Origin of the sequence: Lentzea jiangxiensis, assembly GCF_900104175.1 — a bacterium.
In the GTDB taxonomy this organism is placed as follows: domain Bacteria; phylum Actinomycetota; class Actinomycetes; order Mycobacteriales; family Pseudonocardiaceae; genus Lentzea; species Lentzea jiangxiensis.
On record NZ_FNIX01000004.1, the window covers coordinates 490,687 to 512,788 of the forward strand.

Consider the following 22,102-nt stretch of genomic DNA (forward strand, 5'->3'; position numbering starts at 1 on the left):
ACACGTGCGGCACGGAATGATGAGCGCCGTGCGAGACGTGTGCGTGATCGGACTGGGACTGATCGGCGGCTCCGTGCTGCGGGCCGCCAAAGCTGCCGGGCGCACCGTGTGGGGTGCGACGGCGAGCGGGGAGGACGCGGACAAGGCGCGCGCCGAGGGCTTCGACATCACGACCGTGGACGAGGCCCTCGGCCGCAGCCGGGAAGCTCTCGTCGTCCTCGCCGTGCCGCTGCCCGCGCTGCCGGACCTGCTGCGCAAGGTCCCCGCGGGCACACGGCTCACGGACGTCACGAGCGTGAAAGGACCCGTCCACGACGCCGTGCACCGGTACGCGCCGCACGCGCGGTTCGTCGGCGGGCACCCCATGGCCGGCACGAGCAGGAGCGGCTGGGACGCGGGCAGCGCCACGCTGTTCGAGAACGCCGCCTGGGTCGTCACGCCCGAGGAGGCCGACGACCACCTCGACGACGTCATGCGGCTCGCGCTCGACCTGAAAGCGCACGTCGTGCCCACGACGCCGGAGGAGCACGACGAGGCGGTGGCGCGGATCAGCCACCTGCCGCACATCATGGCGGCGGTCCTCGCGGCGGTCGGGGCGGGCGGCGGACCTCTCGCGATGGCCCTCGCGGCGGGCAGCTTCGCGGACGGCACGCGCGTCGCCGGGAGCAGGCCGGAACTGGTCCGCGCGATGTGCGAGGGCAACCGGGACGCGCTGCTGATGGCCGTCGACGACGCCCTCGGCAGGCTCGGCGCGGCACGCGGCTCGCTCGCGTCGACCGGTGGCCTCGCGAAGACGATCGAGGCGGGTCACGAGGGCAGGAAGGCGCTGGTCGACCAGCCGCGGCGGACCGGCGTGACGATCGACCTGACCAAGCCGGGAGCACTGGCGGCGTTGCGCAACCTCGGGTCGCGTGGCGGGCGTGTGGTTGGGCTGAACGGCAGCACCGCTGTCGCGGAAACGTCGTAGGGTCGCCGGGTGGATCGACGGACCCTCGCCGGTGGGCTCGGTGGTCTCGCGCTCGTCGTAGCCGCCGTGGTGGCGCTCCGGACCGGTGACGCGCCGGGCACGCTCAAGCGGGAGATCGCGGACGGCGTCGAGGTCGTCGCGTCGCAGGAGCCGGCGAAGCCCGCCAACCCGCGGACGCGGGCGCTGGACGTGGACGCGTTGCAGGTCGCCTGGAACGGCTCGGCGTCGGCGTACGAGGTGCGCTGGAACGGCAACGTGCAGCTCGTCCCGACCCCCGAGGTGGAGCTGCCGGGGCTGGACCCCGACGCGGAGACGTCCGTCGAGGTCCGCGCGGTCAGCGCGACCGGCAGGCGGTCCGAGCCGCTCCTGATCAGCGCGACGCCCGAGGACCTCTACGACGACCGGTGGGACGACCAGCTCGTCGGCCAGGTCGACAGGTTCGACGGACCGGAGGCGCTGGACCCGCGCAAGTGGCGGGTCCAGGCGGAACCGGAGTGCCTCGGGCTGCGGCCGTTCGGGCAGGGCAGGCGCATCGACGTCGACTGCCCGACAGCGGCCTTCCAGTCGAACACGCCCGTCCGGTTCGGGATGCCCGCCGCGGACGGCGCCACCGGCCGCGCGGTCGTCAGCGTCGCGGGCGCGGTCGAGTCGAGCCACGTGCGGCTGACGCTGCTGCCCGACCCGTGGCAGTACCTGGAGGAGACCGACGCGCAGCCGAAGGGCTCGGTCAGCCTCGACGTCACGACGCAGGGCACGCGGATCATCGCGGACCCCGACCTGCCGCGCACCGGCAGGCAGATCACCCTCGGCGACTCGCAGACGACCGGGCTCGTCGCGGGCGTGCGGCACCGGTGGGAGATGCGGGTGCTGCCGGACGCCGTCGTGGCGCTGAGGGACGGCGTCGTGGTCGCCTACGAGCCCGTCGCGATCACCGAACGGCTGGTGCACCCGCGGATCCGCATCGACGGCGGCGGGTTCCTGGACGCGTTCGGCGTCGGCGGCGTGCCGGAACGGGTCGTGCCCACCGAGGTCATCCCGCTCGAGAGGGACGTCGAACTGCCGCAGGACGCCGTGGCGGCGAAGCTCGTCTCGTCGGTGCCCGGCCGCCAGGTCACGGTCTCCGAGCTGCCCCTGACCACCGGGAAGGTGGCGGCCGCGCAGCAGGCCCGGCTCGTGGTCATCCGCAAGCCCGAGAGCCGTCCGCAGGCCCTCCCCCGGCTCTCCGACCGCCCCGGCGGCATGAAGATCGGGGCGCCACGGCTGCACGTGGTGCACGAGGACGGCACGAAGCCTCCGCAGCCGTTGCCGCGCAAGGGCCGTGTCCTCGTCACCGCCGAGGTGAACGCGATCGGCCACCGCGGCATCGAGCTCGAGCTGGACGGGAAGCGGATCGCCGCGCTGCCCACCGACGAGCAGGGCTCCGCGGTCCCCGGCAGGCACGAGTTCTGGCTCGACACAGCGGCCCTGGGCGTCGGGTCGAGCGCTCGGCTCAAGCTCGGCGTCCTTCCGGCGGACGGTGGCGAAGCCGTTATCGCGGAAACCGTGTTCGCACTGGGGTGAACGCCCTAGCGTGACCGTCATGAAGCGGGTCGCCTTCGCTGTCGCGGGCCTCGCGCTGGTGGCGGGCGTGCTCGTGCTGCGCGACACCGGCGGGAGCGACTCGACCCTGCCCACCGCTCCCCCGCCGCCGACGAAGCTCCGGGCGTACGCGGCGGAGCAGGTGCTGGTGCCGGGCCCGCAGGGTCGTCCGGGCACGCCCTCGAACGTGGTCGCGCGCGCCGGCCACCACAGGATCCAGCTCGCCTGGTCCGGCGACGCGCCCGCGTACGAGGTGCGGTGGGGCGAGAAGACCAAGCTCGTCACGCGGCCGGGCACGCAGCTCAACGGCCTGCTGAACGACCGCGAGCAGGAGGTCGAGATCCGCGCGGTCGACTCCTTCGGCCAGCGGTCGCAGCCCGCGAGGACCAGGGCGACCCCGCGCGCGGACAACGCCCCGTACACGTTCGTCGACCGCTTCGACAACCCCGCCGAACCCGACCTGCGGCGGTGGCGGCTCTCCAAGCGCACCGACTGCGCCCGCGCCACCTCGGGCGACGAGGAGGACCACGACCGGCTCGTGGTCGGCAGCAGCTGCGGCACCCGAGCCGTGACGCTGAGGGCGCGCACGCCGTTCGTGCGCGGTGACGACGAGAGCCGGCTCGTGGTCGATACCGACGCCCCGGGCACCGGCGGCAAGCTGCTGCTCGACCTCGTGCCGGGTCCGGTCAGCGTCCAGGGCGACCCGGTGCCGCCGAACACCGTCCGAGCCACGGTCTCGACCGACGCCGCCGGCAACTCGGTCGTCGAGCTGGTGCCGAACGGCACCACCGCCAAGCCGCTCCCGCCCGCGCTGCCGGGCGTGACCGTGCGCTGGGAGGTCGTGCTGAGCTCCGCGGGCGTCCAGGTCGTGCGCGACGGTGACGTCGTCGCCACCTCGTCGTTCGTGCCGCAGTGGCGCGAGGCGACGGCGCTGGTCGGCTTCGCGGCGCTCGCGGGCGACCGGATCCGCGCGGGCGTCGACCTGATCGGCTACCGGACCGCCAGGGCGGACGCCCCGCCTGCGGGCCCGACACCGCAGGTGCGCCTGGACGGCCCGGCGAGCACCGGTGCGACGCCTCTGGCGGACGTCACCGCGGGGCAGCTGCGCATCGCGCTCATCCCGTCCCGCGAAGGCACGCCCGTCCCGGCGGTGGAGGTCAACGGCGTCGAGGTGCCGATCAGGCCGGCGGTCGAGGGCACGCCGTGGAAGCCCGGCGCGGAGTACCCGGCCGTCGCCGACCTGCCGCGAGAAGCGTTCACCGACACCCTGAACGTGCGGCTGGTGACGCAGGAGCGCATCCAGGTCACCCACACCGACGTCGAGCTGACCGGCCCGCAGGGCATCACCCAACGCGAGAGCTCGACCCCTCTGGTCGACGCGAAGCCGGCGCTCGCCGATCCCGTCCCCGAGGTGCTGGACGCCGGCGGGCAGCCCGTCGGGAACGGTGCCGCGTTCAACCGGGGCCGCGTGGTGCTGGAGGTCCGCGTCAACGCCCTGGACGCGGCCGTGGCGGGCCTCGCCGGGTTCGAGGTCAGGCTCGACGGCACGCACATCGCCACCGTCCCCACCACGGCCGACGGCCCCGCCGCCGCGGGCCGGTGGCGGATCTCGCTCAACACGGCGGCGCTGGGCCCCGGCGCCCACGCGGTCGAGGTGAAGGCCTTCAGCACCGATCAGGGAGTGCACCCCGAAACGGGTTACGTCCCCTTTTTGCTCAAGCCCTGATTGGCCCAAGATGGGGGCATGGCTCGCGCATTGATCATCGACGCCGCCCGCACGCCGTTCGGCAGGTACCGCGGAGGCCTCTCCGGCATCCGCGTGGACGACCTCGCCGCGCTGCCGATCGTCGACCTGCTGCGCCGCTACCCGTCGCTCGACCTGGCCCGCATCGACGACGTGCTGCTGGGTGACGCGAACGGCGCCGGCGAGGACAACCGCAACGTGGCCCGCATGGCCGCGCTGCTGGCGGGACTGCCGGTCTCGGTGCCGGGCGTGACGCTGAACCGGCTGTGCGCCTCGGGCGGGGAGTCGATCATCCAGGGCGCCCGCGCGCTGATCACCGGGGACGCGGACCTGGTCGTCGCGGGCGGTGTCGAGGGGATGTCGCGGGCGCCGTTCGTGACGGCCCGCCCGGACAAGGCGTTCCCGGACCGCCTGGAGACCGTGTCGACGGCGCTCGGCTGGCGGCTCGTGAACCCGCGCATGCCCAAGCACTACACAGTTCCGCTGGGACTGGCCGCCGAGAAGGTGGCCCACGAGCTGGGGATCACGCGCGAGCAGATGGACAACTTCGCGCTGCGCTCGCACCGCCGCGCCGCCGCGGCGTGGGACGCGGGCGTGCACGAGGGTTTCGCGTTCCCCGTGCAGCTGCCGGACGGGACGGCGATCAGGCGCGACGAGAACGTCCGCGCGGACACGAGCATCGAGAAGCTCGCGAAGCTCAAGCCGGCGTTCTCGGAGAACGGGTCGGTGACACCGGGCAACGCGTCACCGATGAACGACGGCGCCGTGGCCGCCTTGCTCGGCACGGAGGCGATCGCGGCGGAACTGGGCGTCGAGCCGCTGGGCGAGGTGCTGGGCAGCGCGACGACCGGCGAGGAGCCGCACCGGTTCACGGTCGCGCCCGTCCCGGCGATCCGGAAGCTGGTGAAGCGCCTGCACCTCGATGCCGAGCAGGTCGACCTCTGGGAGATCAACGAGGCGTTCGCCGCGATGGCGTTGTCGGTCGTGCACCACCTCCCCGAGATCGACAGGGAGAAGGTCAACGTGCACGGCGGCGCCATCGCGTACGGGCACCCGCTCGGCGCCTCGATGCCGCGCGTGGTCATCGACCTGTGCCGCCACCTGCGGGCGCGCGGTGGCGGTGTGGGCATCGCGGCGGCGTGCGTCGGCGTCGGCCAGGGCGTGGCGGTCGCGGTCCGCGTCTAGGGCTTGGTGTGCAGGACGTCCCGCGCCTGTTCGGCGGCGCGGGTGATGGCCTCGCTGACGAAGTCGAGGAACCGCGCGATGTTCTCCAGCCGGACGGCCGCGGGTGTGCCGGGGCCGAGGCTGCTGACGCCGTGGCGCGCGGCCCCGGCGAGCGTCGTCGTGCCCTGCGCGCTCGCGATCATCGACCGGTACCAGATGTCACCCTCGTCGACGACGTAGCGCTCGCGGCGGCGTTCGTCGCGCACGCGGCCGATCAGGCCCTGGCCCTCCAGGTACGCCACGGCCTTCGAGACCGAAGCCGGGCTGACCTGCAGGTGCGACACCAGTTCCTGCGCGGTCATGCTGCCGGAGTCGGTGGCGTAGAGGCTGGCGAGCGTCCGCGCCGTCATCCTGGGCAGGCCCTGCCCCATGAAGATGCCCGAGAACACCTCCTCGAACTCCCGCACGGCCTCCGGGTCGCGCCCGTCGGTGCGCTCCGCCGCCCGCCGGCCCTTCGGTGACGCCGCCTTGCGGCGCTGGGCCCGGCGTTCGGTGGAGAGCTGGGCGATGTCGGGCTTGTAGCCCGCGGGACCTCCGTTGCGCAGGACCTCGCGCGTGATCGTCGAGGTGGGCCGGCCGAGACCCCGCGCGATCTCCGCGTACGCGAGGCCGTCGGCGAGGCCGAGGGCGATCTGACGGCGTTCCTGCTGGGTGAGTCGGCCTCCTGGCATGCCGCGAGCATAGCCTTCACCTTCAGTTCATTGCAACAGTCGTTGCGTTAGATTCAGATCCGGTTGCAACGATATTAGGGTTTTGAACTGCTATTACTCGCTTTTTGTGCAACGAAGTTGTTGGCCAGATCCGGAAACGCAACGTAGCTTTCCCTCATCGGAAACAACGAGTCACAGGAGCCAGAGATGCAGACCTTCGCCACCACCGCCCCGATCGCCGCCCTGCTCGACATCCCCGCCGGGCGCGTCCAGTTCATCGCCTCCGACCGCGCCGACGCCGCCGTCGAGGTCCTGCCGGTCGACGCCTCGAAGAGCCGCGACGTGAAGGCCGCCGAGAAGGTCTCGGTCGCGTTCGCCGACGGGGTCCTGCGCATCGAGGCCGATTCCGGCGGCAAGCTCCTCGGGTCGTCCGGCTCGGTCGAGATCACCGTCCAGCTGCCCGCCGGGTCGCGGGTCGAGGCCAAGGCCGCGAGCGCGGAGTTCCGCGGCGTCGGCCGGCTCGGCGACATCGCCTTCGAGGCCGCGCAGAGCGACATCAAGATCGACGAGGCCGCGCACGTCCGGCTGTCGACGCAGGCCGGCGACGTGACCATCGGCCGCCTCACCGGTTCGGCCGAGATCACCACGCTCAAGGGCCACATCACCGTCGCCACCGACCGCTCCGCCTCGCTCGACGCCGGCACCACCTACGGCCGCATCACCAACTCGCTGCGCAACGACGGCTCGGACGCGGTGGCCATCCGCGCCACCACGTCGTACGGCGACATCACCGCCCGCGGCCTCTGACCACTCGACCTCCTGGGAGACCACCATGATCACCGACGCCGGTTACCGAGCCGCAGAACAACTCCTCCGCCGCCCCGCCGCCCCCGGCGAGCTCGTCGTCGGCGACCGGGTCAGTCCACAGTGGATCGAGGACGGCCGCCGGTTCTGGTACCAGGTCCGCGACGGCGCTTCCCGTCGGTTCGTGGTGGTCGACCCGGTCGCGGGCACCCGCACGCCGGACTTCGACCCGACGCCGTTCCTCGCGGCACCGGGCAACCCGCTGGAGGTCGCCTCGCCGGACGGCGAGGTCGCCGTCTCCCGCCGGGGCCACGACCTGTGGGCACGCTCCGGCGACCGCGAGTGGGCGCTGACCACCGACGGCGTTCCCGGCCTGGGCTACGGCTACGGCCCGGACTCCATGAGCTACGGCACGCTGATGCGCAAGTTCGGCCTGCCGCACCTGCCCCCAGCCCTGGCCTGGTCCCCGGACTCGTCCAAGGTCCTCGCCCACCGCACCGACCAGCGCACCGTGCGGAAGACCCACCTGATCGAGTCGCGCCCGGCCGGTGGCGGCGGCCCGGTCACCCACACCCAGCACTACGCCTACCCCGGCGACACCTCCGCGCCGCTCGCCGACCTGGTCGTGTTCGACGTGCGGGCCGGCACGACGGTCTTCGCGGCGGCCGAACCGCTGCTGATGCCGGAGTTCTCGCCGGTCACGGCGGGCTGGGCGTGGTGGTCGGACGACAGCACGGCCGTCTACTTCCTGTCCCGCCCCCGCGACCAGCACACCCTGACGTTGAACCGCATGGACGCCGTCACGGGCGAGGTGCGCGTCGTGGTGACCGAGACGGGAACGGGCCGCACGAGCCCCAACCAGTTCATGTACGGCCCGCCGCTGGTGCGGGTCGTGGGTGACGAGGTGCTGTGGTTCTCGCAGCGCGACGGCTGGGGCCACCTCTACCGCCACGACCTGCACACCGGTGAACTGCTGGGGCAGGTCACGTCGGGCGAGTGGCTGGTCCGCGAGATCCTGCACGTCGCCGACGGGGTCGTCCACTTCATCGCGTCGGGCCTGGTCGCCGAGGACCCGTACCGCCGCACGGTCTGCCGGGTCTCGTTGGACGGCACCGGTTTCGCCGTCGTCACCGACGATGCTTCGGACCACGTCGTCACGGTGTCCCCGTGCGGCTCGTACTTCGTCGACTCGGCATCCACTGTGGACACCCCTCCGGTGACGACTGCGCGCTCGTGGACGGGCGAAGTGCTGGTGTCACTGGAGGTTGCCGACATCAGCCGTCTGGTCGCGGCGGGCTGGACCGCCCCGGAGCGCTTCCGCGTCAAGGCAGCGGACGGCGTCACGGACGTCTACGGCGTGCTCTACAAGCCGCGCGACTTCGACCCGTCTCTGCGCTATCCCGTGGTGGACAGCGTCTACCCCGGCCCGCAGGTCACGCGCGTCACCCCGTGCTTCGACCCCGGCGGCATGGGCCTCGACGCGGAACCGTTGGCAGCGCTCGGTTTCGTCGTGGTGGCCCTCGACGGACGCGGCACCCCGGGCCGTTCGGCGGAGTTCCTCGCAGGAAACCTCGCCGACGCGGGCGGCCTGGTCGACCACGTGGCGGCGCTGCACCAGCTGGCGTCGTCACGGCCGTGGATGGACCTGGAACGAGTGGGCGTGATGGGCCACTCCGGCGGTGGTTTCGCGGCAGGACGGGCGGTGCTCGCCTTCCCGGAGACCTTCCGCGCCGGCGTCGCCCTGTCGGGTTCGCACGACGCCCGGTACATCGGCCTCGGCTGGGCGGAGAACGTCGACGGCGCGGACAACCCGGAGGCCTGGCAGCGCGCCTCGAACGTCGAGATCGCGGACCAGTTGCAGGGCAAGCTCCTGCTGGTGCACGGCGAGCTGGACGACACCGTGCACCCGGACCACTCGCTGGCGCTGGCGGACGCGGTGATCGCGGCCGGCAAGGACTGCGAGGTGGTGATCGTGCCGGGGTGCGAGCACCTGTTCATCGACCGGATGGCGTACGTGCGCACCAAGGCCTGGGACTTCCTGGTCCGCGCGCTGATGGGCGTCGAGCCGCCCGCGTACCGGCCGGCGCCGATCCTGATCGACCCGGAGGTGCTCGGCGAGATGCTCTAGCGGGCTTTGACCTCCGCCAGGAACGCCGACCACGCCTTGTCCGACACGGGCAGGTGCGTGGTCGGCGCCTTGCTGTCCCGGATGCCGACGCCACGACCGACCTCGACGCAGTCGCTCGAAGTGCCGCTGTAGCTGCTCTTCCGCCAGGTCGTCATGCCTGTCTCCTCACGCCAGCAAGCTGGTGATCAACTCTCTTGATTGTTCACCATCCAAGGCTTGAGCGGTAAGGGCCTTCAGCACTTCGTCGTAGGCGGTGATCGAGTTCTTGTCCTCCAGGAACAGGTTGGAGTTGTGGCTCTCCAGGTAGACCACAGGCTCGAACTTCTCGTAGGCCAACTTGGTGAAAGAGCCCGCGAGCCCGGCGTGCGTACCGATCGAGAGAGGGACGATTCGCACGCTGACGTAGGGCCGTATGGACATGAGGAGCAGCTCGCTCAACTGCTCGGCCATCAGCTGGGCGCTTCCGACCCGCAGCCGCAGAGCCTGTTCGTGGATCAAGAAGACGAACTCCCGGCTCGGGTGGAAGATCGCTCTTCGCCCCGCCTTGACGGCGACGATCTCCGCCACCTGCTCGGGCTGCACCTTCGGGACCGCACGCACCACCTCGGCGGAGTACTGCGGGAGTTGGAGCAGGCCGGGGATGAGGTCCATCGCCCACACGGAGATCTTGTTGGCGAGCCGCTCCTGGTCGATCAGCGTGCTCAACTGGTTGGGCACGCCGTCCTCGTTGAACTCCAGGTAGCCCTTCTCGCGGGTTTCGCGGAAGAGTGCCAGCAGGCGGCGGGCCTCGTCGGCTTCCACCCGGCACAGCCCGAGGAGCATGGCGAGCTCGACCTCGGTGACCCCGCCCTTGCCCTTGACCAGGTCCGAGACCTTGGCCTCTTCCCAGTCGAGCAGCTCCGCGATCCGCCGCTGCGTCATCCCGGTGGACTGGATGGCATCGCGGACGCCATCACCGAACGAGCGTCCGACCACGCTCGAGAACCGTTTCGGCATGGTCGGACGCTAGAGGGCCGCGCCAGGTCACTTCCACCGCCGGCCGGGGACTCGCCACGAAGGAAGTACTTCTTGGACGGGCTCTAAATCCGCTTCGAGATCAGCGGGTACTCGACGACCAACCCGTTGGCGTCGACCTTGATGTTCTGCTCGAAGCCGCCGCTCTTGAACCGCACGACCGAGACGTCGTCGGCCACGGACACCGTCTTGTACGTCTGGGTGACGGCGCGGACGGACAGGTCGGGCAGCGACACCCGGACCACGGGCAGGGCGTGCTCGCCCGGTTCGCGGTGCAGGCCCAGGCGGCGGATCGGGATGGCGTTGAACAGCACGGCGAATTGGACGTCGACGTCGAGGGCGTCGTTGAACGTCTCGCGCTTGCTGCCCTGGCCGTGGTCGACGAGCCAGGCGCCGTCCTCGGTGCGGGAGAGGGAGCACTGGCGCTCCTCCAGAACGGTGGCCGTGCGCAGGAGCAGCCTGGTGACCTGGCCGCTCTCGCCGACGGACACCTCGAAGGAGGCGTTGAACTGCTCGTCGGGGCCTGCGGCGACGAGACGACCGGAGGCGCGCAGGCGCTGGTCGTTCGACAGGAGCAGGCGGACCTGCTCGAGCCGCGGCTCGTGGATGCCCTGCCAGGTGAACATCTCCGGCCTGCGGGCAGAGGTGGAGCGGGTCTCCCCGGAGGTGACCCGCCCGGCGTCAATGGCGTTGAAGGAGTTCACTCATCCACCTGGAAGGATGTCCTTGAGCTTCTGGGCTACCGAGTCGACCTGCTCTTCGTGACCGAACCTGCCCGCGAGGAAGTCCGCCGCGGCGTCCACGCCCTTGTCGACCTGCTCGTGGTGCTGCTCGGCGAGGTCCACGGCCTTGGTCTTGATCTCGTCGAAGTTCATGTGGTGCTCCTTCGTCCCTGACGCAGGGTACCCGAGCAGGCCCCTCGTGTTGATAGCCGCGATCACGCCAGTTCCGCCTGGACAGGTCGGCTCCGCGACTACGAAGATGTGGCCCACCGCCGCCTGGGTCGGCCGCCGTCGCGGTCAGAACCAGGGGAAGTAGTTCACGGTGACGACCACGGCCACGAACGTCGCCGCTCGCAGTGACCGGCGCCCGGTCGCCGGCGGGGTGCACGACCGCGAGGCCGGGAAGACGGCAAGCCGAACGTGAACACCTATCTGGTGCGGTTCGGTCGCCACTGGACGCCGGAGACCGTCATCCCGACGGCCAAGCCGGTGCAGCGCGTCGAGGTCGTGGAGAACTTCCGCGACCCGGCCCGCGCGATCCTCTCCGGAGCGTCGTCCCACCGGGACGTCGCCATCGCCGACGGCGACATCGGCGTGGCGGGCACCAGCCGCCGCTGACCGGGTCCGGACAAGGCAAACGCCCCCTGCTCCGGCGCGGAACCAGGGGGCGTTCGTCTACGGGGCGGCTACCTCAGATCAGGCGCCGGCCTTCTTGCGACGGACCACGAACAGCGCACCCGCACCGGCGCCGACGAGGACCAGACCGCCGAGCAGCGGCCACAGGATCGACGCACCGGTCTGGGCGAGGTCCTCGCCACCACCGGGAGCCGGGGCGGCCGGCGTGGTGGAGGTGGTGCTCGGGGTGGTGGTCTCCGGCGCCGTGGTGGTGGTCGGGGCCGTGGTCGTGGTCGGAGCCGTGGTCGTGGTCGGCTCGGTCGGCTTGACCTCGAGCTTCCAGTCGGCCTTGGCCTCCTTCTCGACCTTGGCCTTCTGCGGCTGCGCGACGACGAGCGACTGCGCCACGTCTTCCTTGTCCTTGTTGTGCGCGACGAACAGGCGGCCGATCGCGAGCTCGGCCTCGGCCGAGAGCTTGATCGAGGCGTTGCCGGTCGGGGCCTTCTCCGGGACGTTCACGAAGAACTCGGAGACCTTGTCGCCCGCGGACTTGGCGGCGACCTTGTCACCCTGCTTCTGCAGGGCGAGCGGCGTGCCGTCCTTGTCGGTGATGGTGACGCCCTCGGGGAGGTTCGCGGTCAGCTTGACCTCGGAAGCCGTGGTCGTGACCTTGAACGGGCCGATCTTCTCACCGGACTTGCCGGACTTCGAGGCGGGCTCGATCTCCAGCGTCGGCTTCGGCTGCTCCTTGATCTCGTTCGCCGTGGCGTCCTTGACCAGGCGCTCGTACAGCTTGGCGACGTCGGCGTTCGTCTTGTTGCTGTCGAGCTCGGCCTCGTCGGTGAAGTGCCAGATCGCGGCCTGCGTGGCGGCGATCGTCTCCTTCTTGTCGAACTGCTTGCCGAACTTCGCCTGGACCTTGTCCATGGGCTGCCCGGGGTAGGAGTTCGTGAGGATCCACAGGACCTTGCCCGCGTTGACCTTGAACTTGGTCTTCGGGTTGGGGTGCTTGTCCCACGGCACCTCCTTGAGGGCGTCCCGGTCCTCGAGCGGCGTCGGCAGCTCCACGCAGTAGGTGAGGACGTTCGAACGCTCGGCGTCGCCCTCGATGCGCAGCTTGATCACCGCGGTGTTCTGGCGGTGGTGGTGGTCGCCGTTGATGAGGTGGACGTCGTGGCCGTCCTCCTGGCCGCCGCGGTCCGGCTTGATGATCACGTCAGCGTGGGCCGGAAGGGCCGAGAACGACAGAAGGGCCGTGGCGCCGAGCAGCGCCGCGCCCATCCTCAACCGGGAAGCCATGGGTCTCCTTGCTCACTGAAATTAGCCCGAACGCGGCGGGAAGTCAGTCATCCGTCGGGGCGGTCGGCACGTCGGACATCGACACTGACCCGACAGGAAGCGAGCGGGACGTTAGCTGATGGGGTGACACACGTACGGGTGAGGTATGGAGTCCTACGACACCCACTGTGAGCAGCGGAAACATACGCAGGGTGTCCACAGTGGATAGGGGTGCGATGCATTCATTCCGTCAGGTGACGTTAAATTCGTTGCTGAACAGTTATCTGCCCACGCGTCCGCTACGGATGAACGCCACGAGCGGTTCAACGGTCAGGCAACCAATTCCACAACTTCTGCCGGACGAATGTCTCCCGGACGCAGCGAAGTGCCGCGCAGGCACATGTCCCGGGGCTCGGGGCGGTCACCGGTGAGAATCCACCGGGTGAGCCCGGCCAACTGGTAGGCGATCAGCGGCGGAACGGCGTCGCCCACGTGCCGGTACGCGTTCCCGAGAATCGAGACGTCGAACCGGAACTGGCGCGGGAACCCTTGCAGGAGCGCCATCTCGCGCACGGTGCAGAGCCGGTGCTGGACCGGGTGGGCATAACGCCCGTTCCCGACGTGACCGCATTCCCTCTTGATCGTCCGGGCCGGTTCGTCCCACCACATCCGGCCGTAGACGTCCGGGTGCGAACCCCAGTTCCGCTGCTCGACGATCTTGCGCTGCGCGGGGTTCAACAACCGGGCCGTCTCCGGTGACCGGAGCAGATCGGCCCACGATCCGCCATTTGCCGGAATGGCCCGCATTCTTTCGAGACTGCGGTCCTGCGAGAAAGTCGGCGAGACGTGAATGGGGTCGTCCGGGTCCGCGGCGCCGGGCTCCACGACCGGGAGCTTGCCGATCGCGCGCCGGACCGTGACGGCGGACGGGCGGACGACCCTGCCCTCCCACAGGTCGTCGAGCGTGAGCAGCGGCAGCCCTCCGTCGACCGCGACCATCAGCGTCCGCTCGCGCAGCTGCGGCAGGCCGAACCGGGACAGCATGTGCGTCCCGCCCCAGACCTTGTAACCGATTCGGGTGAGTTCTTCGGCGAGGCTGTCGAAGTGGTGGCGCTGCCTGCCCTTGACGAGCTCGCGGGCGTTCTCCATCAGCACGACCTTCGGGCGCAGCTCCTGCGCGTACACCGCGATCCGGCCCACGAGGGAGTTGCGCGGGTCGTCGCGCAGGTGGTTCTGCGAGGTGATCCGGCTGAAGCCCGAGCACGGCGGGCACGCCAGCAGCACGTCCAGTTCGCCGCGCCGCAGGCCCCAGACCTCGCGCAACGCCGCGGGCGAGACCTTCCCGAGGTCGACCTCCAGCGGGTCGACGCCGATGTTCGCGCGATACGTGTCGTTGCAGCGCAACGAACCGAGCTTCGAGCTGGGCTTGCCGATCTGCGCGTCGGCGGCACCGACGACCCGGAAGTCGCGGTGGGCGTGGAAGCCGTAGCTCATGCCGCCCGCACCCGAGAAGATGTCGGCCACCGAGAAGGACACGGCGAGATCGTACGGGCGAGGCGCCGAGGCGCTTTCCCTGACATCCCGTACCTTTCCCGCCTATGGAGCTGCCGCGCGCCTGGCAACGGCCTGACCCGTTGCGCGGACTCGACAGGATTCCCTGGAGCGAGGTCCACGACGGCCGGGGTGGAGCCGGTCGCGTCCCCCGTCTGCTGCGCTCCCTGGTGGACCCCGCCGCCGACGTCCGGCTGGAGGCGTTCAGCTCGCTCGCCGACCGGCTGCTGACCGACGACACGGTCTCCCAGGCGTCGTTCTGCGCCGTGCCGTTCCTGGTGGAGCTGGGGGCCTCGTACAAGGTCGCCGGCGACGTGCGGGACCGGGTGGTCTTCCTGCTGGCCGCCCTCGCGCTGGCGGGCAAGGGGTACACAGAGGACGGACGGCGCACGCACCGCCGCTGGAACGCCCTCGGCCGCGAACTGCCCCGCACGGCACCGGACTGGCTGACGCAGACCCGGCACGCCGTCGCCCAGGGCGCGCCGAAGATCTTCGAGGCGCTCGCGTCCGAACGGGTCGCGTGCCTGGTCGCCCTCGCCTGCGCGGTGCCCGAAAGGTTGCCCACGTTCGTGCACGGGCTCATGCAGGAGATGACGGACCTGCCGGGCGAGGAGATGCTCGCCGAGGCCGCCGAGATCGCGGTGGCGCTGCTGAGGGGAACACCCGAGCTGCTCGGCCTCGACGTGCCGCGGCCCAAGGTGCTCGGCGAAGGGCTGGTGCGCCCGGCGCACCAGCCCCGTGAGGTCGCCGCCGCCCTGATGGGCTACCGGTTCGCCCTCATCTCCGCGTACGGCGACGAGGGCGCCTGGTAGACCGCTCTAGGCGGTCACGGCCTCTTCGAAGGTCTCCTCGACCGGGATGCCGTCCTCGACCGCGACAGCGGGTTCCAGCGCACCGAGGCCCGTCCCCCACTCCTGGTCCGCCAGCGCGAACGCCGCGACCGTCAGCGCCGCCACGGGAGCGCCCACGGGCATGTTCTCCCGGTGCAGGTCGAGGTCCAGCCGGCCGCCGATCGGCGACGGGCTGAGCCGCAACGTCGCGTGCGCGGGCTCCTCGGGGTGCGCGAGGCGGCACGCCCAGCCGGTGAAGATCACCCGGCGCTCGTCCACCTCGGTCGGCTGCACGGCCCGCACGTTGGCGCCCACGGCACCGGCGCGGTGGTTGTCCGCAGCCTGCAGGACGAGCTCCTCGAACTCCATCGAGGAGATGCCGAGGTCCCAGCCTGCGACCAGGGCTACCTGAACGAGGGCGAGCGGCAGCGTCGGGACGGCGTCCTCGAAGCAGACCATCGCGCCGCCGTAGCGGGTGTTGATCTCGGTCGGCAGGAAGCCGTCCTCGGTCGCGATGCCGTCGAGCGTGAACGTGCCGCGGTAGCCGACGGTCCCGCGCAGGTGCTCGCCGACGCGGCGGGCCAGGTTGCGCATCTCGTCGCGGATCCACACGGGCGGGTCGTAGAACGACGCGCAGCCCGCGTAGAGGAACTTGGCCTGGCCCTGGCGGCGCGGCACGACCATCTCGATCGGGCGCAGCACCGCGGTGCCGTCGGGGAAGACGATGCCGTGCACGCTCACCGGAATGCCTTCCAGGAACGGCATGACGCGGACCTGCTCGCACTTGGGCGCGAGCACGTCGAAGGCCTCCTTGGCCTCCTCGTAGGACCGCACGCGGCGCACGAAGTTGGCACCGCCGTTGATCGCCGGGCCGTCGCCGGACCAGACGACGCCCGCGCCGCGGTCCAGGATCTCCGAGGCGCCCCAGAGGCGTTCGAAGTCGAGGTCGAACACCATCGCGGGCGCGCGGCGGGCGCTGAGCTCGTCCCAGAGCGCGTCGATCGTGGTCTTGTTCTCGAGCTCGACCCACGAGTGCTGCCGGGCGTTGAGCACCGGGCGGCCCTGGAAGGTGCCGATCTCGTTGTAGGGCGTGCTGATCACGACCGCTTCGCCGTCGGCGTCGAAGTCCCGCAGGACCTCCTTCACCTCGGCGCTCGGCCTCGTCAGCAGCTTGCCCAGGCGGCGCTGTTCGACGGCGACGAAGCCGCCCTTGATGCCCAGCGAGACCCAACGGGCGATCACGGAATCATGCAGCGGGGCGTGATCGTCGGTATCGAGCACGAGCGTATGGCGAGCGCCGAGCGCATGGAGCTCTTGGGCGCGCTTGGCCAGACGCGTGCCACCGGCCAGCACGACGAGCCGGTCACCGAACAACCTGCCGAGGCGCTCGTTGAGCGCTGCGAGAACATGATTCATCGCCGAGAACCCGCTTTGAGAGAAGCAGAAGGATGCGACCGGCGATCGCCGGGTGACGCGTAGCGTAGAGCCACCCGGTATGCGTGTCGAAGCACGGTCCGGCAACGGCCGGATGAATCTTGCGGAGGGCCTGTCGGCGCGAGCCTCGCGGCAAGTGGATCAGTGGGCGAACCCGCTGGTCAGAGAGCGCGCGACGCGTCCCGGAGAACCTGGTCGACGCGGGTCAGGAAGCTGCGCCTGGGGTTGGTCGAGGGCAGCGGCGCCGTGAGTCCGGCGGGGGCGGGCTGCGGCGCGGGTGCGGCTCCCACGATGTCAGCCACGTTGCGAAGGAACTCCTGCCGCTTGAACTCGTGCACGGCGTGGTCGTGCAGAAGCTCGGCGATGCTTGTGTGCACAGCGCGATGGGGGTAACTCACTCGTGTGTTATCGGCGGGGTCAACGTCGACCTTTAGGGTCAACCCGTGCGAGTTCTGGTGACCGGTGCCACTGGCTATGTCGGCCGCGCCGTGGTGCGTGAGCTGCGGGTTCACGGCCATGAGCCTGTTCCGTCCCGGCAACGCCTCTCCGAACCGTTCGAGTTGCACGACGTGGACGCCGTCATCCACCTGGCGGCCGCGGCCCGCGTCCGGGAGTCGTTCCTCGACCCGCTGCCCTACTGGGAGACGAACGTGGGCGGGACGCTCAACCTGCTCAAAGCCTTGCGGGGCCAGCGGTTCCTGCTCGCCTCGACGGGCACCGTCTACCGGCCGTCGGACGCCCCGCTGACCGAGGGGTCCGTCCGCGAACCCTCCTCCCCGTACGCCGCTTCGAAAGCAGCCGCCGAAGACCTCGTGGCGTGGGCGGCGCGGTCGGGACGGATCGGCGCGACCACTCTCCGGTTGTTCAACGTCGCTGGAGGTGGTGACACGGACACCAGTCGGGTGATCACGCGTGCCGTGGCGTGCGCCGCCGGGATCCTGCCGGGCATGGAGGTCTACGGCGACGGCACGGCCGTGCGCGACTTCGTGCACGTGCACGACGTTGCTGCTGCTTTCGTCGTGGCTCTGGAGACCTGCGCCGTGGGCACGTCGTCGGTCTACAACGTCGGCGCCACCGCGGCCTCGGTGGAGGACGTGCTGTCGACGGTCGCGGAGGTCACCGGCCGGTCCGTGCACGTCGACTGGAAGCCCGCGCACGCCGGCGAGGTCCGCACGCAGCGCGCCGACGCCTCGAAGCTGCGCGCGCTGGGCTGGGAGCCGCGGTCGTCCTCGCTGACCGGGATCGTCACCGACCAGTGGCGCGCTTCGGCACCGGCACCCGGTCCAGGTCCTTCGCGATGACGATCTCGCCGTCGAACTCCGCGGCGGCCTCGGCGTGGAACTCGGCGGGGTCGTCGTAGCGCTGGGAGAAGTGCGTGAGGACCAGCTTGCGCACCCGGCAGTCCCTGGCGACGCGGGCGGCCTGCTGGGCGGTGAGGTGACCGTGGTCCCCGGCGAGCTTGGTGTCGCGCGCGAGGTAGGTCGACTCGATGACGAGCATGTCGGCGTTGTCCGCGAGCTCGTAGACGTTGTCGCAGAGCCTCGTGTCCATGACGAACGCGAACCGCTGCCCCTTCCGCGGCTCGCTGACGTCCTCCAGCCTGACGCCGCCGAGCTCGCCCTCCTGCTGCAGGACGCGGACCTGCGGCCCCCGGATGCCGTGCTCGTCGAGCTTCTCGGGCAGCATGCGGTGGCCGTCCGGCTCGACCAGGCGGTAGCCGAAGCTGTCGATGCCGTGGTCGAGCGCGAAGGCCTCGAGCCTGCCGAACCTCCCCTCGGCCTGGAGGCCGTCGCGTTCGACCGGCTCCTCCGAGATGTCCGCGGCGTCGTAGAAGGCGCTGGCGTACCGGAGGCGTTCGAAGAAGTGCGCGCCCGACTTCGGGAAGTGGGCGTGGACGGTGTGCGGGACCCGGTCCAGGGACAGCCGCTGGACGATGCCGGGGACGCCCAGGCAGTGGTCGCCGTGGAAGTGCGTGATGCAGAGCCGGGTGATGTCGCTCGCGGCCGCGCCCGACCTGAGCAGCTGCCGCTGGCTGCCGTCGCCCGGGTCGAACAGGAAGCCCTCGCCGTCCCACCTCAGCAGGTAGCCGTTGTGGTTGCGCTGGCGCGTGGGGACCTGGCTGGCCGTTCCCAGGACGATCAGTTCCCGGACTGTCACACCCTGACGTTAACGTCTGTCCCATGCAGAGCGTCGAAGTGGCAGCGTCGTGGCCCGTCGAGAACGTGGCGGTGGCCGTCGTGTCGTCCCCGGACGGCGTGGTCGGCACGCTGGGCGACCAGGAGCGCGTGTTCCCGCTCGCCTCGGTGACGAAGCTGCTGACGTCGTACGCCGTCCTGGTCGCCGTCGAGGAGGGCGCGGTCGAGTGGGACCAGCCCTGCGGCCCCGCCGGCTCGACCGTGCGGCACCTGATCGCGCACACCGCCGGCTACGCGTTCGACAAGCCAGAGGCGCAGGCCGCTCCGGGCACCCGCCGCATCTACTCGAACGCGGGCTTCGACGTGCTGGCGTCATTCGTGGGCGAGGCGTGCGAAATGCCGTTCGCGACTTATCTGCACGAAGCCGTTTTCGCGCCTTTGGGCATGAAATCCTCGGCCCTGGTCGGCTCGGCGGGCGCCGGCGCCGAATCCTCCGCCGCCGACCTGGCACTTTTCGCCGCGGAACTGCTTTCCCCCCGGCTGGTCTCGCCCGAACTGGTCGCCGAGGCGACGTCGGTCGTCTTCCCGGGCCTGAACGGCGTCCTGCCCGGCTACGGAATGCAGAAGCCGAACGACTGGGGCCTCGGTTTCGAGATCCGTTCCACGAAATCGCCGCACTGGACGGGCAACTCGTCCTCCCCGCGCACCTTCGGCCACTTCGGCCAGTCCGGCACGTTCCTGTGGGTCGACCCGGAGATCTCCGCCGCCTGCGTCGCCCTGACGGACCTGCGCTTCGGCCCGTGGGCGGTCGAGGCGTGGACGCCGTTCTCCGACGGCGTCCGCGCGGAACTGGTCAGTCGGCGAGCCTGAGAGCGAGCTGCCGCAGGATCTCCTGCACGTCGGCGTCCTCGTAGTCGTTCTCGTACGCCTGCGCCACCCCGTGGAAGGCGTACAGCAGGCCGGCGGTGAACCACCCGAACTGCGACAACACCTGGTCCATCGCCTGCTTGAGGGCCTGCGCACCGGCCTCGTTCAGCTCGCCGTCGACCTTGACCTCGTAGCTGAACACGCCCTCCTGCAACGACTTGAGGGCCATGCGCAGGTAGTCGTTCGACCCGGCGCCGTCGTAGGTGAGCGTGAGGACGCCGAGCGCCCGCTGCATGATCTCCCGCTGGTCCACGCCGCCACTCTGCCTCGTGGGCGTGGCTGCGTCACCACCCGACACCCCGACGGCGTCAGTCGAAGTCGTACACAGTGGTCGGGAGTCGACTGGTTTACGAGGTCACGGGCTCGTGAGACGCACGCGTCGCCGGGAGCCGGCGGCCGTCGGCTCGGTCTTGAAGCGGTCGCGGCGCAACGCGGGACTGGGCAGCGCGGTCGCGTCAGCGATGCCGCCGATCTGTTCGCGCGCGCACTCCGCACTGGTCTTCAGCGGCGCCCAGCCGAGCTCCTCGCGGGCTCGGGTGGTGTCGATGAGCGGAGACTTAGTGCCGACGTCGAACCACCCCGGCGACATGTGCAGGGCGCGCAGCCTCCACAACGCGCTGACCACCGCCTTCACCGCCCGCACGGGCACGGGCACGGCCCGCGCGCCGGCCGCGGCGGCGAGGTCCTCCAGCTCCAACGCGTCGGCGGCGACGTTGAACGGCCCTCGTGCGCGCCTGTGCAGGATCCGCACGATCGCGTCACCCACGTCGTCGGCGTGCACCAGCTGCACCCGCAGCGGCGAAGGCAAGGGCAGCAGCCGCAGCCGTCCGCGGCGCATCAGACCGAACACCTGCCGGGGCACCACCGGGTCGAGGAACAGCGCCAGGAAGCTCGCCGAGGCGCCGGCCTGGGCCACCAGCGCCGGTCGCACGACCGCCACCGCGACGTCCGGGTTCTCCGCGGCGAACCGCGCCACCTCGGCCTCGACCTCGGACTTGCCCTCCCCGTACGCCGAACCGGTGACCCCCGTGGTCGGCGCCTCCTCGGAGACGGTCGAGGTCGGCGCGGACCCGTAGGCCGCGATCGACGACCCGTGCACGACGTGCGGGACACCGGCACGCCGGGCCGCCCTGAGCACAGCCGCGGTGCCCTTGAAGTTCGTGCGCTGCAACCGCGCCCCGTCCCGGACGGGCTGGAACATCCACGCCAGGTGCACCACCGCGTCGGCGCCCCGCATGACGTCCTCCAGGATGTCCGGCGCGTCATCAGCCGCCAGGTCGCACACCTGCCACGTGACCGAGTCGTACGGCGCCACGGCCTCCGGTGGGCGCCGGCACACGCCGACGATCTCGTGGTCGGGGCTGTCCGCCGCCAGAGCGCGGACCAGACCGGTGCCGACGTTCCCCGACGCCCCGGTGATCACAACCTTCACCATCGACCTCTTCTCGCATAGGCCCCCGTTCCGGGCCGTGTACCCGGCCTAATGGGCGGTATGCGTTCGGTCGGGGTCCCTCGCACCGTCGAGAACAGCGATGGCCCAGAACGGTTCCTTGCCCGAAGCGACGCCACGAGGCACCTCGACGACGTCCTCGGTACCCGTCCGGGTGTCGGTGACCTCGGGTTGCTGAGCGAGCCGACGCAGGTTCTCCCCGACGGACCGGTAGAACCGGTGCTGCGCACGCCGGCCGAAAAGCGACCAGCCCAGCCTGATGAACGGATGCGCGCGGGGGTTGACCTGGTTGTAGCTGTTCACCTCCAGCGTCACCAGACCGGACTCGAGGTCTTTGACGACCCGGTAGTCGACCCGGCCGCGCTCGATGTGCCCCTGCAGCGTCTCGTAGCTCCAGCCCCACGAGTAGCGCACACCGTCCTCGTCGAACCCGGTCTCGGTGATCCGCACCCCCATCACGAACCGCACCACGGCGAACCGGCCCACCAGCAGCAGGTCCTTGCCGAGCAACGGCGCCTCGCGCAGGTAGTGGGCGCGCAACAGCCCGGCGGGCGTGAAGGCGTACGCGGCCACCTCCTTGTAGGCGTGCCACCACACCGAGCCCTCCTTCGGACGGCCCGGCGGGTCGGTGCCCAGCACGAACCGGTGGTGGTCGAAGTGCCACTCGGATCCGCGGATCTCTTCCACGTCGTAGTTGACGGCTCTGTCGTGGAGCTGGGTGACGGCTTCGTGGACCGGGAGCTTGTTCGCCCGCATGATGCGCATCCGGGCGGATACCCCGGGACGGCCGGTTGATCCGCGGGTCGTGGCGACGAGTTCGGGAGCGAGCACCGCGAAGGTATTCCACCTCGGCAGAATGACGTGCGCGCGATCTTCATGGATTCCCGTTCAGCCAGAATTGGACGCCAGAAGTGGTACGACGAGCGAATGTCCATTGTTTGTCATTAATCGGGTTGCGACATTCGAGTTAACCTCGGTCGCCGAACACTGATTCGCCATCGAACTGCGACACGATCACGAGGCCCCATCGAACACAATGACTCGCGGTCGA

The 22,102-nt window shown here is 70.7% G+C and carries 24 protein-coding genes; 11 read left to right on the forward strand and 13 right to left on the reverse strand.

Annotated features, from left to right (window positions below; genetic code table 11):
- Positions 1-19: 19 nt before the first annotated feature.
- Genes BLQ91_RS16380 through BLQ91_RS16395 form a run of 4 tightly spaced genes read left to right on the forward strand, consistent with a single transcriptional unit; the run spans position 20 to position 5,474 of the window.
- The gene (locus BLQ91_RS16380) at positions 20-967 is read left to right on the forward strand and encodes a prephenate dehydrogenase (protein ID WP_090097791.1); all 948 of its coding nucleotides are present in this window, start codon (positions 20-22) and stop codon (positions 965-967) included.
- A 9-nt stretch (positions 968-976) separates the two neighbouring features.
- Positions 977-2,527: a fibronectin type III domain-containing protein gene (locus BLQ91_RS16385; protein ID WP_090097662.1), complete on the forward strand. Its 1,551-nt coding sequence runs from the start codon at positions 977-979 to the stop codon at positions 2,525-2,527.
- Between the two features lie 19 nt (positions 2,528-2,546).
- On the forward strand, positions 2,547-4,271 hold the full coding sequence (locus BLQ91_RS16390) for a hypothetical protein (RefSeq protein WP_143022667.1): 1,725 nt from the start codon (positions 2,547-2,549) through the stop codon (positions 4,269-4,271).
- 18 nt (positions 4,272-4,289) lie between these two features.
- Positions 4,290-5,474, forward strand: coding sequence for a thiolase family protein (locus BLQ91_RS16395; RefSeq protein ID WP_090097664.1), 1,185 nt, complete (start codon positions 4,290-4,292; stop codon positions 5,472-5,474).
- Here BLQ91_RS16395 and BLQ91_RS16400 read toward each other — a convergent pair.
- Positions 5,471-6,184, reverse strand: coding sequence for a GbsR/MarR family transcriptional regulator (locus tag BLQ91_RS16400; protein WP_090097665.1), 714 nt, complete (start codon positions 6,182-6,184; stop codon positions 5,471-5,473). The genes BLQ91_RS16395 and BLQ91_RS16400 overlap by 4 nt on opposite strands.
- A gap of 186 nt (positions 6,185-6,370) precedes the next feature.
- Here BLQ91_RS16400 and BLQ91_RS16405 point away from each other — a divergent pair, with 186 nt between their 5' ends.
- Both BLQ91_RS16405 and BLQ91_RS16410 read left to right on the forward strand, forming a co-directional pair.
- A complete protein-coding gene (locus BLQ91_RS16405; protein ID WP_090097666.1) occupies positions 6,371-6,970 on the forward strand; it encodes a DUF4097 family beta strand repeat-containing protein in 600 nt (199 codons plus the stop codon).
- A gap of 25 nt (positions 6,971-6,995) precedes the next feature.
- Entirely contained in the window at positions 6,996-9,095 is a 2,100-nt protein-coding gene (locus tag BLQ91_RS16410; protein WP_090097667.1) for a S9 family peptidase, read from the forward strand.
- Here BLQ91_RS16410 and BLQ91_RS16415 read toward each other — a convergent pair.
- The 4 genes from BLQ91_RS16415 to BLQ91_RS16430 all read right to left on the reverse strand — a co-directional run bounded on the left by BLQ91_RS16415 (position 9,092) and on the right by BLQ91_RS16430 (position 10,984).
- Entirely contained in the window at positions 9,092-9,250 is a 159-nt protein-coding gene (locus tag BLQ91_RS16415) for a DUF397 domain-containing protein (protein ID WP_090097668.1), read from the reverse strand. The genes BLQ91_RS16410 and BLQ91_RS16415 overlap by 4 nt on opposite strands.
- Positions 9,251-9,260: 10 nt before the next feature.
- Positions 9,261-10,091, reverse strand: a complete 831-nt coding sequence (locus BLQ91_RS16420) for a DUF5753 domain-containing protein (protein WP_090097669.1) — start codon at positions 10,089-10,091, stop codon at positions 9,261-9,263.
- Between the two features lie 83 nt (positions 10,092-10,174).
- Positions 10,175-10,813, reverse strand: a complete 639-nt coding sequence (locus tag BLQ91_RS16425; protein WP_090097670.1) for a putative glycolipid-binding domain-containing protein — start codon at positions 10,811-10,813, stop codon at positions 10,175-10,177.
- Positions 10,814-10,984 (reverse strand): antitoxin, encoded by a 171-nt coding sequence (locus tag BLQ91_RS16430; protein WP_090097792.1) that lies wholly within the window; start codon positions 10,982-10,984, stop codon positions 10,814-10,816. It abuts the gene before it with no gap.
- 267 nt (positions 10,985-11,251) lie between these two features.
- On the opposite strand from BLQ91_RS16430, the gene BLQ91_RS16435 reads away from it, so the two are divergent.
- On the forward strand, positions 11,252-11,449 hold the full coding sequence (locus BLQ91_RS16435) for a hypothetical protein (RefSeq protein WP_143022668.1): 198 nt from the start codon (positions 11,252-11,254) through the stop codon (positions 11,447-11,449).
- A 78-nt stretch (positions 11,450-11,527) separates the two neighbouring features.
- Here the strand turns inward: BLQ91_RS16435 and BLQ91_RS16440 are convergent, their stop codons facing one another.
- Positions 11,528-12,745: a thioester domain-containing protein gene (locus tag BLQ91_RS16440; protein WP_090097672.1), complete on the reverse strand. Its 1,218-nt coding sequence runs from the start codon at positions 12,743-12,745 to the stop codon at positions 11,528-11,530.
- 309 nt (positions 12,746-13,054) lie between these two features.
- On the reverse strand, positions 13,055-14,260 hold the full coding sequence (locus tag BLQ91_RS16445; RefSeq protein ID WP_245733476.1) for a DNA cytosine methyltransferase: 1,206 nt from the start codon (positions 14,258-14,260) through the stop codon (positions 13,055-13,057).
- Between the two features lie 62 nt (positions 14,261-14,322).
- On the opposite strand from BLQ91_RS16445, the gene BLQ91_RS16450 reads away from it, so the two are divergent.
- Positions 14,323-15,087: a hypothetical protein gene (locus BLQ91_RS16450; protein ID WP_090097673.1), complete on the forward strand. Its 765-nt coding sequence runs from the start codon at positions 14,323-14,325 to the stop codon at positions 15,085-15,087.
- A 6-nt stretch (positions 15,088-15,093) separates the two neighbouring features.
- Here the strand turns inward: BLQ91_RS16450 and BLQ91_RS16455 are convergent, their stop codons facing one another.
- Positions 15,094-16,347 (reverse strand): ATP-grasp domain-containing protein, encoded by a 1,254-nt coding sequence (locus BLQ91_RS16455; protein WP_245733477.1) that lies wholly within the window; start codon positions 16,345-16,347, stop codon positions 15,094-15,096.
- An 18-nt stretch (positions 16,348-16,365) separates the two neighbouring features.
- On the opposite strand from BLQ91_RS16455, the gene BLQ91_RS42675 reads away from it, so the two are divergent.
- Positions 16,366-16,584, forward strand: a complete 219-nt coding sequence (locus BLQ91_RS42675; protein WP_236217792.1) for a hypothetical protein — start codon at positions 16,366-16,368, stop codon at positions 16,582-16,584.
- 116 nt (positions 16,585-16,700) lie between these two features.
- Here BLQ91_RS42675 and BLQ91_RS16460 read toward each other — a convergent pair whose 3' ends face one another.
- On the reverse strand, positions 16,701-16,916 hold the full coding sequence (locus BLQ91_RS16460) for a hypothetical protein (RefSeq protein ID WP_090097675.1): 216 nt from the start codon (positions 16,914-16,916) through the stop codon (positions 16,701-16,703).
- A gap of 66 nt (positions 16,917-16,982) precedes the next feature.
- Between BLQ91_RS16460 and BLQ91_RS16465 the strand changes: the two genes are divergently transcribed.
- Positions 16,983-17,840 (forward strand): NAD-dependent epimerase/dehydratase family protein, encoded by an 858-nt coding sequence (locus tag BLQ91_RS16465; protein ID WP_090097676.1) that lies wholly within the window; start codon positions 16,983-16,985, stop codon positions 17,838-17,840.
- Here BLQ91_RS16465 and BLQ91_RS16470 read toward each other — a convergent pair.
- Positions 17,785-18,696, reverse strand: coding sequence for a ribonuclease Z (locus BLQ91_RS16470; protein ID WP_090097677.1), 912 nt, complete (start codon positions 18,694-18,696; stop codon positions 17,785-17,787). The two genes, BLQ91_RS16465 and BLQ91_RS16470, sit on opposite strands and share 56 nt — an antisense overlap.
- A gap of 23 nt (positions 18,697-18,719) precedes the next feature.
- On the opposite strand from BLQ91_RS16470, the gene BLQ91_RS16475 reads away from it, so the two are divergent.
- The gene (locus BLQ91_RS16475) at positions 18,720-19,544 is read left to right on the forward strand and encodes a serine hydrolase domain-containing protein (protein WP_090097678.1); all 825 of its coding nucleotides are present in this window, start codon (positions 18,720-18,722) and stop codon (positions 19,542-19,544) included.
- On the opposite strand, the gene BLQ91_RS16480 is transcribed toward BLQ91_RS16475, so the two are convergent.
- The 3 genes from BLQ91_RS16480 to BLQ91_RS16490 all read right to left on the reverse strand — a co-directional run bounded on the left by BLQ91_RS16480 (position 19,528) and on the right by BLQ91_RS16490 (position 21,816).
- Positions 19,528-19,854, reverse strand: coding sequence for a hypothetical protein (locus BLQ91_RS16480; RefSeq protein ID WP_090097679.1), 327 nt, complete (start codon positions 19,852-19,854; stop codon positions 19,528-19,530). The two genes, BLQ91_RS16475 and BLQ91_RS16480, sit on opposite strands and share 17 nt — an antisense overlap.
- 102 nt (positions 19,855-19,956) lie before the next feature.
- Entirely contained in the window at positions 19,957-21,036 is a 1,080-nt protein-coding gene (locus BLQ91_RS16485) for an NAD-dependent epimerase/dehydratase family protein (protein ID WP_090097680.1), read from the reverse strand.
- A gap of 45 nt (positions 21,037-21,081) precedes the next feature.
- Positions 21,082-21,816 (reverse strand): DUF1990 family protein, encoded by a 735-nt coding sequence (locus tag BLQ91_RS16490; protein ID WP_090097681.1) that lies wholly within the window; start codon positions 21,814-21,816, stop codon positions 21,082-21,084.
- Positions 21,817-22,102 lie beyond the last annotated feature (286 nt).